General features: G+C 51.0%; 7 protein-coding genes and 1 tRNA gene. 1 reads left to right on the top strand and 7 read right to left on the bottom strand.

Annotated elements, in window-relative coordinates; all coding sequences use genetic code 11:
- Positions 1-89: 89 nt before the first annotated feature.
- The 6 genes from ACLGL1_RS00190 to ispE are packed head-to-tail and all read right to left on the bottom strand — an operon-like array spanning position 90 to position 8,542.
- Positions 90-1,151 carry a peptidylprolyl isomerase gene (locus tag ACLGL1_RS00190; RefSeq protein ID WP_411006785.1) on the bottom strand — a complete coding sequence of 354 codons (1,062 nt, stop codon included), beginning with the start codon at positions 1,149-1,151 and terminating at the stop codon, positions 90-92.
- 51 nt (positions 1,152-1,202) lie between these two features.
- Positions 1,203-4,715 carry a transcription-repair coupling factor gene (gene mfd / locus ACLGL1_RS00195; protein WP_411006786.1) on the bottom strand — a complete coding sequence of 1,171 codons (3,513 nt, stop codon included), beginning with the start codon at positions 4,713-4,715 and terminating at the stop codon, positions 1,203-1,205.
- Between the two features lie 54 nt (positions 4,716-4,769).
- A complete protein-coding gene (pth, locus tag ACLGL1_RS00200; protein ID WP_411006787.1) occupies positions 4,770-5,318 on the bottom strand; it encodes an aminoacyl-tRNA hydrolase in 549 nt (182 codons plus the stop codon).
- Positions 5,319-6,263, bottom strand: coding sequence for a ribose-phosphate diphosphokinase (locus ACLGL1_RS00205; protein ID WP_411006941.1), 945 nt, complete (start codon positions 6,261-6,263; stop codon positions 5,319-5,321).
- Positions 6,264-6,292: 29 nt separating this feature from the next.
- Positions 6,293-7,645, bottom strand: coding sequence for a bifunctional UDP-N-acetylglucosamine diphosphorylase/glucosamine-1-phosphate N-acetyltransferase GlmU (gene glmU, locus ACLGL1_RS00210; RefSeq protein WP_411006788.1), 1,353 nt, complete (start codon positions 7,643-7,645; stop codon positions 6,293-6,295).
- A 12-nt stretch (positions 7,646-7,657) separates the two neighbouring features.
- A complete protein-coding gene (ispE, locus tag ACLGL1_RS00215; protein ID WP_411006789.1) occupies positions 7,658-8,542 on the bottom strand; it encodes a 4-(cytidine 5'-diphospho)-2-C-methyl-D-erythritol kinase in 885 nt (294 codons plus the stop codon).
- 256 nt (positions 8,543-8,798) lie between these two features.
- Here ispE and ACLGL1_RS00220 point away from each other — a divergent pair.
- A tRNA-Leu gene (locus ACLGL1_RS00220) sits at positions 8,799-8,884 on the top strand.
- Positions 8,885-9,265: 381 nt separating this feature from the next.
- Here ACLGL1_RS00220 and ACLGL1_RS00225 read toward each other — a convergent pair.
- Positions 9,266-12,496, bottom strand: coding sequence for a hypothetical protein (locus tag ACLGL1_RS00225; RefSeq protein ID WP_411006790.1), 3,231 nt, complete (start codon positions 12,494-12,496; stop codon positions 9,266-9,268).
- Positions 12,497-12,507 lie beyond the last annotated feature (11 nt).

Genomic DNA, 12,507 nt, shown 5'->3' on the forward strand with positions numbered 1-12,507 from the left:
CCATGAGGGATAGAGTGACCCCAAAAAGTTAGACTTCTTGGTCCAACGTTTTGGGGTCAGTTCAATACTCACGGTTATTTTTTTATGGATTACTTATCTTTGCTGGTGTCAGTAGCCTGGTCTTTACCGGCTGTAGCAGACCCCTCTGCATTTTGCTGGGAAGCGGCGGCTGCCTGTTGCTTTTGCATCTGCTCTTGAGCCTTTTTCATAAGTTTTTCCGGATTGTAATTATCATCCAGGTAGTCAATCTTGGCATCTGCTTTTAACTTGGTAATGAGGTCCTGAAGCTTGGTCTTGACTTCACTTTCCTCTAATTGTTTGGTTAGTTCTTCCTTCACTTCATCAAAGCTTTGTAAATGAGGGGCTTTTTTATCCTCTACCTTGATGATGTGGTAGCCATACTGGGTTTTTACCGGTTCAGCACTGACATCCCCAGGATTCATGGCAAAAGCGGCTTCTGCAAACTCAGCTACCATCTTATCCTTGGTGAAGTAGCCCAGTTCGCCGCCTTTTTCGGCATTACCCTTGTCCTCGCTGTTTTCCTTGGCCAATTTGGCGAAGTCGCCGCCTTCATTGAGTTGTTTGATCAGGTCTTTGGCCTTATTTTCATCCTTGACCAAAATATGGGAAGCCTTGACCTGTTCATCAACATTGAATTGGTCTTGATTTTCATTGTAATAGGCTTGGGCATCTACTTTGACATCTTTTTTGAGTTGGTCGGTTAATTTTTCATACCGGAGTTGCTCACGCAGCATATCATCAAACTGCTCATCGTTAATATTATATTTTTCCATGGCGGCCTTAAAGTTATCTTCAGAGCCATAGGATTTAATGGATTTTTTTCGTAAATTTTCGATGTCTTTATCGGTGATTTCAATACCGCGACGGTCTGCTTCCTGGCGAATCAATTCGGTGCTGACTAAACCTTCAATGATTTGTGCCTTATAGTAGTCAGCCATAGCATCATCATCTTTTATCTGGTTAATCGTAAGCATTTGGTCGATACGCCCATCAAGGTAACCGGTTTTTAAGGCTGTATCGTTCACTTTAATGGCCTCTTTGCCGGAGTTGGCCTCTGAACCGCAACCGGTCAACACACCTACAGCCATGACTGTAGCCATGAGTAGCGCTAAGGGTTTCTTTAATTTCAAATTGATTCGCTCCTTTTTCCTTTATCGTTGTCTGCCCCTATTATAGGGGCTTTAGCTTTCGCTGGCAATATTTTGAATCGCTTTTAGCCGCTCTTTAATTGAATCTACATAAGTCGCATTCAAATAATCTTTTAAAAGTGTCATTGTCAAAACCAGTTCACCGCTTTGATTACTAATCGATAGGTTCTGCTGGGACTGCACATAAGTAAAAAGGGCCTGGATGGATAGGGGGGTGTCCGGATAGAAGTAAATGTCGAGCTCATTCCGCCTTTGTTTCAAGGACCGGATCCCCAACTGACCGGCAACAAGCTTCAGGGAAATGACAGCCAGGAGATTAACCAGGGGCTCGTCAAAAAGGCCGAACCGGTCTTCTAACTCTTCTGCAAGGACTAGGAGGTCCTCCTCCCTTTCTGTTTGTTCCAGTCGCTTGTACATACCCAGGCGGACGCTGCTGTCCGGGATATAGGCCTTGGACAGGAAGGCATTGATGGTCAACTCAACTTCAACGCTGCGTTTTTCCTTGACCTCCTGGCCACTTTGCCGGCGAATGGCCTCTTCCAGCATTTGTAAATACAAGGCATAGCCCACATCGGCCACGTGGCCATGTTGCTCAGCCCCTAAAATATTCCCAGCACCCCGTAATTCCAGGTCGCGCATGGCAATGCGGTAGCCGGAGCCCAGGGCGGTGTATTCCTTCAAGGTATTTAGTCTTTTTTCGGCCACATCTGTCAGCATTTTATTGCGTTCATAGGTCAGGTAGGCATAGGCAATCCGTTTGGACCGGCCCACCCGGCCCCGCAATTGGTAGAGCTGGCTGAGGCCGAACCGGTCGGCATGGTGGACAATCAGGGTGTTGACATTGGGGATATCCAGGCCAGTTTCAACAATGGTGGTACAAACGAGGATATCGTACTTGTGGTCAACAAAGTCCATCATGATGGTTTCTAGGTGGCGGTCCGTTGACCGGCCATGGGCCACAGCCGTCCGGGCTTCCGGGACCAGGTCGTTAATATGGGCAGCCAGTTGGTCCAATTCCTGGACCCGGTTATGGATAACATAGATTTGCCCACCCCGGTCCAGCTCCCGCCGAATGGCCTGGACCAGGACCGCATCATTGAATTCAACGATATAGGTCTGGATGGGGTAGCGGTCTGCCGGTGGCGTTTCGATGACACTCATATCCCTGAGGCCGACCAGGGACAGCTGGAGGGTCCGGGGAATCGGGGTGGCGGACAGGGTCAGGACATCCACATCAGTCTTTAAGGCCTTGATTTTTTCCTTATGGGTCACCCCAAAGCGCTGCTCTTCGTCAACAACCAATAGGCCCAGGTCATTAAACTGAACAGACTTACCCAGGAGCTTGTGGGTCCCGATGACCAGGTCAATCTTATGGTCCTTGATATCCTGCAAAATCTGGGCCGTTTCCTTAGCGGAATTAAACCGGCTAAGGACAGCAACCTTGGCCCCGTAGGGGGTGAACCGGTCCGAGAAGGTCTTATAGTGTTGCTGGGCCAGGACGGTTGTCGGTACCAGGACGGCGACCTGCTTGGCATCACAATAGGCCTTAAAGGCGGCCCGGACGGCCACTTCTGTTTTTCCGTAGCCGACATCACCGCAAACCAACCGATCCATAGGCCGAGACTTCATCATGTCCCTTTTTACATCGTTAATGGCCCGGAGCTGGTCTTCGGTTTCAACGTAAGGGAAGTCTTCTTCAAAGGCCTTCTGCATATCACTATCCGGCGGAAAGGCATGCCCCGGTTCCTGCTCTCTTTTGGCATAGAGGCGAATCAACTGGTCAGCCATATCCTGAACGGATTGGGCCACCCGTTTTTTCGTCCTCTGCCAATCGCCGGAGCTTAATCGGTTCAACTTGGGCTTGTGCCCTTCATGGCCGATATACCGCTGCAGGAGGTCAAACTGGGCCACCGGGATGTAGAGCTTATCTGTACCGGCATATTTGACGATGAGGTAGTCCTTTTCCAGGTCACCAATTTTTTGGTGCTTCATCCCTAAAAATTGGCCAATCCCGTGCTGGTCGTGGACAACATAGTCCCCCACTTCCAGATCATCGGCGCTGGCGTACCGCTCGGCATCCTCATCGGACCGGCGCCGACGTCTTGTCTTCTTGGTCCCACCCAGGGTTTGTCGCAGGGGTAAGACGACCAGCTTGTTGTCCCAAAAGATCCCGCCGATGGTCAGGTCATCTCTAGCCAGGTAAAGGCCCGCCCCTTCCATATCAGCCGTCGCTGTAGCATAGGGCAGGTTTCTAGTCTCTAAAAAAGCGGTAAATTTATCCCGGATTCCGTCACTGTCGTAAAGGGCCAAGATCCGCATGCCCAGGTTTTTCCAGCGTTCCAGCTCCTCTTCCAACACTTGGAGCTGGTTGAAGTAGGTCGGGAGCCGTTCAGCCCGGTAGTCCACATGGGCGAGAGCCGGCCAAAGCTTGGCTGACCGGTTAAGCACTTGAAAGGCCAGAAGGGGCATCCCCTTAAAAAGGCGGGAAAAATCATCGGCAGACAGGTAACTCTCCCACTGACCGGGGAGGACAATCCCCTGGTGGAGCAAGTCTGTAAACTGGTCCTTCTTTTCCTCTTCGGCTGCCAGGATATAGTCTTCAACCCGGTTGAGCTCATCTAAAAAAACCAGGGGCCGCTGGTAAAAATAATCCAGGAGGCTGATTCTTTCTTCGAAGAAGTAGCCCCGGTAGAGGTCTAATTCATCGCCGGGGACGCCTTCTTTTAAGGCCGTATAGACCGGGGCCAGCCGGGCCCGGAGATTTTGCGCAGCCTCTTGATGTTTTTTATCGGTCAGCCGGCTTAGGACCTCTTTTTCAGCTGTCTTAATATTTCCCAGCCAGTCTGACGCCAGCTGGTCATCTACAAAAACTTCCTTGGCCGGGGTTATCAGGACCTGGTCTGCTGCCTCTATCGACCGCTGGTCGGCCGGATCAAAGAAGCGCATGGAGTCTATTTCCGTATCAAACAGTTCAATCCGGATGGGGTTAGCATAGGCCGGCGAAAAAATATCGATAATCCCCCCGCGGACAGAGAGGTCCCCTAGCTGTTCAACGACCGGTTGATGGCTATAGCCCTCACTGACCAGCCGGCTAACCAGGTCGTCCGGGTCAATATCCTCTCCTATAGATAGGGTGTAGATATGTGACCGCCACAAGGCCGGGGGCATAAGCCTGGCCTCTAAGGCTTGAGCAGTCGTGACGATAACCCCTGTATAGTCTGCATCTAACAAACACGCCAAAATCCGGACCCGTTCATTTGCCACCTCCCGGCTCTGGGCCAGGACTTCAAAGGCTATGGCCTCCATGGGCAGGAAGAGGTCGACCGGACCCTCTATCAAATGGGAAATCTGATTGCTGACCTCTTTAGCCCGCTTCTCCGACGCACAGACAATCAAAGCGGGTTGGGTCCTTTTATCGTCTATAGCGGAGGCCATCAGGAGTGTCCGGATATCATCTTCCAAACCGGTATATACGACTTGCTCGCTGGCCTGGAGGAGCCGGGGCAAGCGAATCTGATCCATTATAGTGCTTGTAACGACACTCATTGTATCCTCCCAACATGAAATAGGTGGGTGTCCGAGGACCCCCACCCATATGGATTAATTAAATTCATTCATCGCCCGATCAATGCCGGCTTCCAACCACCTGGTGCAAGCCTCAACTGCCGTCTCTAAGGCTTCATCAATGGCAGCCCGGTCTTGTTTAGAAAAGGGCGACAGGACATGGCTGATAACATTTTCCTTTTTACCAATCCCAATCTTTAGCCGGTCAAATTCCTTGGAATTGATCCGCCTGATAATGGACTTGATCCCATTGTGGCCGCCGGATGACCCCTGCCTTTTAAAGCGGACCTGGGCCACTGGCATGTCCATATCATCATAAATCACCAGGAAGTCATCCAGCTGGTCAGCGTAATAATCAATCAGCTGCCAAACCGCATCGCCACTCAAATTCATAAAGGTCAAGGGTTTCACCAGGAGAATTTTCTCTCCATTGACAATCCCGCTACCGGTTAAGGCGTTCTTTTCCTTTTTACTGACATCTATCCCCCAGGCCTGACTCAAGGCGTCTATGGCCATAAAGCCTACATTATGCCGGGTCCCCTCATATTTTTTACCGGGATTACCCAGCCCTACAATCATTTTCATTTAGCGAAACATCCGGCTGACGGAGGCGTCTTGGAAAATCCGCATGATGGCTTCCGCGAAGATGGGGGCTACAGATAGGGTCTTGAGTTTTTTGCAATCCAAGTGGGCGGTCGGAATGGTATTGGTGGTAACAACTTCTTTTAAGCCGGACTGGTTAATCCGGTCAATGGCCGGACCGGAAAGCACTGCATGGGTACAGGAGGCGTAGATGTCCTTAGCCCCGCGTTCTTTCATGGCAGCCACTGCATTGGTTATCGTTCCGGCGGTGTCGATCATATCATCAATCATAATGACATTCTTACCGTTAATATCCCCAATGATATTCATGACTTCCGACACGTTCGGCATGGGCCGTCTTTTATCAATAATCGCCAGCGGGGCCTCTAAAAGCTCAGCCAGGGCCCGGGCCCGGCGGACGCCCCCCATATCCGGGGATACCACGCAAATATCACTCAGCCCCAGATCCTGGTAGTATTCAGCAATCAGAGGGGAGGCCACTAAATGATCCACCGGGACATTAAAGAAGCCCTGGATTTGTTGGGCATGTAAGTCCATGGTTAAGACCCGATCGACGCCGGCTACTGTAAGGAGGTCGGCCATCAACTTAGCGGTAATAGGCTCTCTCCCTCGGCTCTTCCGGTCTTGACGGGCATAACCGAAGTAAGGAATGACAGCCGTAATCCGGCGGGCAGAGGCCCGTTTCAGGGCATCAATCATAATTAATAATTCCATAATGCTGTCATTAACCGGTGAGCAGGTGGACTGGATTAAGAAAACATCACAGCCGCGGACGCTTTCATCAATATTGACATTCAATTCGCCATCACTGAACTGTGTATTGCTGCTTTTACCCAATGGAATTTTTAAGCAATCTGCTACTTCTTGTGCAAGGTCATGAGAGGAACTGCCACTAAATACTTTTAAATGTCGCAAATCTTTTTCCAAGGGGAATTCATACATGATTTTAGCCTCCATTATTTGTCCTTGTTCCAGTTGTCTCGACTCTTTACCTTCGTATCCATAAAGGTCAAGGAGTCCCCAGCCACATCTTTGCGAATGGTGGATCCTGCTGCAATATAAGCGTGCTCTCCAATGGTCACCGGGGCAATCAGGTTGGTATTGCTACCGATAAAGGCCCGGTCTTCAATGGTGGTCCGGTATTTTTTCTGCCCATCGTAATTGCAGGTAATGCTCCCACAGCCAATATTGACCCCTGCACCGATATCCGCATCACCCATATAGCTTAAATGCGGGATCTTGCTGCCCTGGCCCACATGGCTGTTTTTAATTTCAACATAATGGCCAACCTTAACCTGGTCCGCTAGCTCTGTGCCGGGGCGCAAATAGGCAAAGGGACCGATTTTGACCTCATTGCCCACAATAGCTTCACAAATCACCGCCTGGTCAATCTGGCAATCTTGGCCAATCTCAGCATCTCGGATTTCTGAGTTCATGCCAATCCTGGTGCCTTCGCCAACCTTAGTGTGCCCCTTAAGCTTCACCGGCGCTTCTAAGAAAACATCCGGACTTAACGCTACTTGCGCATCGATAAAGGTCATGGCCGGGTTAACCATCCCGACCCCTTGGGCCATCCAGTAATCGTTAATTCTTTCCTGCATGAGCAGGGTCGCCTTGGCCAGTTGAGCCCGGTTATTGACCCCCAGGGATTCATTGGCATTGGTCATCATATAGGCTGCTGTGCCCAGCCCCTCTGCATGGGCCGCAGCGATTAAGTCGGTTAAATAAAATTCCCCTTGGGCGTTATTCGTGTCCAGGGCAGAAATGGCCTTTTTAAGAAAGGCCAGCCGGAAGACATAGGTCCCGACATTAATCTCCCGCACCTTTTTCTGGTCTTCTGTCGCATCTTTTTCTTCAACGATGGCGGCAACAGCCCTATCTTTGCGAATGATCCGCCCATAGCCGAAGGGGGACTCCAGCTCCGTTGAAAGAACAGTCACCGCAGAATCGCCATGGGCTTCAGACAGGTGTGCTAGGGTCTCCCCTCTGAGTAAGGGGGTATCCCCGCAGGTCACTAAAACCTCGGCCTCCTCAAGATCCGGTATGGCCTCTAAGGCAACCTGAACGGCATGGCCGGTCCCCAGCTGTTTTTCCTGTAAAACATAGGTCACTGATTCCCCGAGAATCTCCTGGATTTCATCTGCCCGATGACCACATACAACATAAATCTGATCATAGCCCGCTTCCCGAACAGCATCACACACCCAGGAAATCATCGGCTTGCCGCACAAGGTATGAGCAGCCTTGGCATGCACAGACTTCATCCGCGTACCCTTTCCGGCTGCTAATACGATGGCCACTTTCTGCATAGTCTACCTCCCTCAGCTCACACCAATACGCCGGTCCAAATCCCACCGGCTAACCGTAGATGTCAAATAAACCATTGGAAAATCAGCCTTGGCCTTCTTGTAAAACCGCCAGGCCTCCGCCTCCGCATGAAAAGCTGCAAAAACAGTCGGCCCGCTCCCACTCATTAGGACATGGCGAGCCCCCAAATGTTTAAGTTTTTCTTTGATACTTCGCACCTTAGGATACATTGAAAAAGTCGTTTCTTCAAGGTCATTGTATAAAGAATTTAAAATCCCGAGGGTATCATCCTCTCGTATCAACTTTAAGAAATAGTCTAATCGTTCTTGACCTGCTACCGGCTTTTTCTTCTTACGATAAGCCTTGTAAACCCTGGCCGTAGGCACACCAAAGTCAGCCTTAACCAATACCAGATGAAAGGGTGACAGTAAAGACAAGTCTTCAATAAGCTCGCCGCGCTCCGTAGCCACAGCTGTCCCGGCTGACAGGCAAAAGGGCACATCTGACCCAATCTCTGCCGCAAAAGCTTCCAGCTGCTGGCGACTAAGTCCCAGAGCGAATAACCGGTCCATGGCCAAAAGAACGGCCGCCGCATCGCTGGACCCACCGGCCATCCCTGCCGATACCGGAATGTGCTTGTCAATCTTAATGGCCACCGGTGGTAAATCAAGAGAGGCCTGCATCAAGAGGGCCGCCTTCAGGGCTAGGTTAGACTTATTATTCGGGACATAGGGACTATTTGTCGTGATGGTATTTGTGGCCGCTTCTGCAACAATTACCTGATCAGATAACCGGACGCCCTGCATAATCATATTGACATCATGATATCCATCAGGCCGCTTGCCGAGGACATCAAGCAGTAAATTGATTTTACTAAATGCCGCTACCCGCACCTGCATGCAACCGCCTCCTTACTCTCATTATAACAGTGATTGCCAGCCAGGTCATCCTAGAAGAGGCAGGATTTTCTAAAAATCAGCCCCGCCCTCAGAGAAACCCAGTAGCTTTAGCTCAAAAAAAGCCCAAAAGCACTGACATCATCTAGCCAGCCGGAATGTAAAATCCCTTCTGTGGCTATATCATTAAACCAATAACTTTTATATAAGCCCTTGACAAAAAATCCCCCACCACCTATAATTCCATAGTAAGCTGTTCGCCGGAGTGGCGGAATAGGCAGACGCACGGGACTTAAAATCCCGCGAAGGTTAAACTTCGTACCGGTTCGACCCCGGTCTCCGGCATCCTTGCTCTCATGGGCAAGGATTTTTTTATGCCCAAAGAGGCAAGGCAACTAGGCCTTGCCCTTTTTTATACCCATCATCTTTTTTGCCTCTTCATAGCAACAAAAAAGGCAAGGACCGCAAACTTGAATACATGGTCCTTGCCACTGCAATAATAAGCTTGCTAGAAAAGCTAGTTAGCTTATTAGAACACCTGCTAGACCTCTTGATGGACTAGCATAGAAAACCTAGGGGGTTACCCGCCCCCTATGGTTTTATTATATCCCGAACACCCTACAAGGACAAGGAGAATTGACCATGAACGCCTTAAAAATAGCCTATGACCTAATCATGATTGCCCTATTTGCCTATATCATTTACGCCCTTGTGAAAGGCAAACGCTTATAGAAAGTCCTTTTCATCTCCCCCGCCCTCTTCCAGTGCCTCATTCCGCACCCGGGTATACTCCAGCAGTCGGGGCGTCTGCTCGATTACCTCGTTAAAGGCCCCCAGGGCATCCAGCACCTTGGCCCCCTTGCCCTTCCGCTTGGAATAGGCCCGGACCATATCCCGGGTGTCACTGTAAAAGCCGGAGGCGGACCCACCCATCTGCCGGTACTCGTTCCACATGTCCCCATTGGAGATAATGCTCGTCATGGCCTGGGCATATTCTTTCGGGTACTTGGCATTGGCCTTGGAGTGGACAAAGCCGGCCTGGATATCCCGAATCCCGTTGTTAATGGCAAAGTAGGGGTTGGCCCCGGTGGTGACCATCTTCATCCCACCTACGGCCGTCCTCATCAGCTTCAAGGGGTAGGCCAGTTGGCCAAAGTCTTTTCCCCGGAGAGAGTTTAGGCCATAGGCCAGTTCGTTATTGACCACAAAGGGGATGGCCTCCCCACCTACCCGGTAGATGAACTCATTCTTGCCCTTCTCCGTCTGTTCTTTCCCGGCCTCTGTTGACTCCGGAAAAAGCTCAAAGCCATCTTCCACCCGGGCTTCTTCCAGGCTTTCCTTATCCAGCACCCGGCCCCAGCCCCGCATGTCATAGTCACCTAATGACAGGGCCTTTACCAGGTCCCCATGGAGTTCATTCTTTCTTTCAGCAACGACAATCTCTGCCACCTTCCGCATCATGTTGTCGCTGTAGTCCGCTACCTCTTCATGAGACCCCTTGGCCTCCTTAAAAGCGCCTGAATCCATAAGCTGAATACCTTTGCTACCGCCCTTTTTATTGGTCCGGTAGGTGGGGAAATAGTTGGGGTACATCTCCTGCCACTGGTTAAAGGTATCCTGGCTAATGAGGCCCGTATCCACCGCCCAGGCCTGCATGAAGGACCGCCACCAGGCGTTCTGCTTATCCACAATATCCACAAATGCCGGGTGGGCCTTTTCAATATTCGCCACCTTCCAGGCGGCCCGTTCCATGGTATCTGAAGTGACATCCTTGCCTGCCTGGAGCCGGTCCAGTTGGTGGAGGGCCTGCCTGTAGGCGTTAAATTCACCCCTTAGTTTCTTGGGCACCAGGGCATCCATATCGGCCCAACTATCCCCTATTACCTGGCCATTAGCGTCCAGTAAAGCCTTCTCCGCAATATAGTCCACCGTCCCCCCGGCCTGGCGGACCTGCTGGAGCCGATCCTCAATCATAACCCGGTCTACCTCCCCATTCTTGTATTCCTCCGGCAAGGCCTTAGATAACCGCACCAGGGGTCTGGCGTCATCTACCAGGCGGGCATACAGACTGGACCGGGCATTGCCTAACCGGCCCAGCAAATGGTCCCCATCTGAAAAGCCCTTCATTTCAGGGCCATACTTTCTGTACGAACCGACCCGTTCCCGGCCCAGGGGGTCCAGCTTCAGCGCCTTAAGCCCGCTTTCTTTTAAGCCCATTTCCCTAGCTAGTCTGTTTCCTCGCTCAATAGGCGTTTCCAGGTGCGGGGAAATAGCGTGTTGGCCACTTTCTGTATTTTCGTCATTGACAGCCGGACTATCCGGTGGTATAGTAGGGTCAATGAAAGAGTCCCCTTTCCGGGGGTTTGGGGAGGTGCTTGCACCTGGACCAAAGGGATTGAGAGTATTTTTCAATCCCGCTTCTCCGGAAAGTGAGGGCTCTTTTTTTTCTGCCTCCACATAATCGCCAATAACATTAAGGGCGCTCTCTCGCTCTTTTGTAAGTGTGTCCTTCTCGATATTAAATCGCTTCATGCTCGGGATTGCGTATAGGGTGTTAACGCCATTTTCATCGGTTGCCACCTTAGCTTTACATATAAAAGTTTCGCCATTGCCGTCCATAAACAAGAACATTGGTGCGTCAAACCCCTTGGCCGCCATATCTGGGTGTTTGTGAGGTGAATTCACTTTTGGCAACGTTTTTAACGTCATGGCTATTTCTTCAACATTGAGAGCCATATCAAGATAACTCAACCCCCTGTTGCGAACAGTCTTATCCTCTCTTAACTGCTTGCCATAGACAATTTCCCCGGCTAAATCGTAACGCTCGGTTGGGTATTTTGTAATCATTTCTCGGTCGTCTGCGCCAATTAAGGTTTTCCCTTGCAATTGGTTCCTTGCGGCCTTTTCGATTCCTTTTCGCATCTGGTAAAAATTATCTTCCTGAGATAAGTTTTCATCAAACCCAAACTCGTACAAGTCTGCTTCAGAATAGACCATCGGTACGACCTTATGCCCATCTTCCGTTTTAACCGGTACATAATCAATGGCAAATTGCCCCTGCCCCCTGCCGGCCAGGTTGTTGTTTAAGGCCTCTACAAAGACCTGCTGGGCCTTTCTGTAGCACTTGTATTGGGCCTGGGCCACCTTGTCTTTTCGCAAGGATACGGAGTTGATAATCGTTTCCAGGGCGTCTTTAATCCACTGGAGCATCCGTTCAAAGACACCGGGCTCCTGGGTCAGTAGCCGCTGGGCGGTGACCGGGTCACTCATGGCCTGTTCCATAAACTCTGCTACAATTTCCTTTTGGGCCCCGGCGGCATCCAGGTTCACCCCACCGGCGGCATACTCCTGCATCTTCCGGTCCACCAGGCCGGCAAAGTCCATACCGCCATAGTCAGCACTCATGGCCTCTACCGCCAGGTCCGCCAGCCGGTTATATTCCGGAGTCCCCTCCATGGCGTGAGTCAGTTCGTGGGTTAGGATACTGGTCACAGCGTATTCCGGGTTCCCCTCAAACAGTTCTTCGTTTAAGTAAACCGTCTTCCCCTGCAACAAGCCCTTGGCCGGGCCCATCTCGTTGCTAATCCGAATGTCCAGCCCGCTCCGCTTGCTTACATCATTCAAGAACTGTTGCATCCCGGGCCCCATAAAAGATACATCCTCCGTCACCGCCTCCGGGGCGGCTTTTTCTTGCCCAAAATCAGGCCTAATCGGCGGGTTAAGCAACCGGCTGTCATCCACCGCCAAGCTCGCCTGCCCCCCCGCCACCTTCGGCTGGGCTATATTTAGGCTCGGCAAACCGGGCCCCCCACCATTTAGGTTGAAGGCCCTCTCCGTTACCGGTGCCGGTAGTCCTGCATTCATAGCCGGGTGAGTCGGAGCACCTGTGAAAGGCGTATTCGTAATCGCTTCTATCGGTTGGCTAACTACCCCTTCGTTCACCTGCGGGCTGGCCACCTGCCCCACTC

Source organism: Peptococcus simiae (assembly GCF_046569735.1).
GTDB lineage: Bacteria > Bacillota > Peptococcia > Peptococcales > Peptococcaceae > Peptococcus > Peptococcus simiae_A.

Excerpts from the sequence above, each read along its gene's own strand:
- mfd (WP_411006786.1), bottom strand. The coding sequence starts at position 4,715 with ATGAGTGTCGTTACAAGCACTATAATGGATCAGATTCGCTTGCCCCGG.
- ispE (WP_411006789.1), bottom strand. The coding sequence starts at position 8,542 with ATGCAGGTGCGGGTAGCGGCATTTAGTAAAATCAATTTACTGCTTGAT.
- pth (WP_411006787.1), bottom strand. The coding sequence starts at position 5,318 with ATGAAAATGATTGTAGGGCTGGGTAATCCCGGTAAAAAATATGAGGGG.
- glmU (WP_411006788.1), bottom strand. The coding sequence starts at position 7,645 with ATGCAGAAAGTGGCCATCGTATTAGCAGCCGGAAAGGGTACGCGGATG.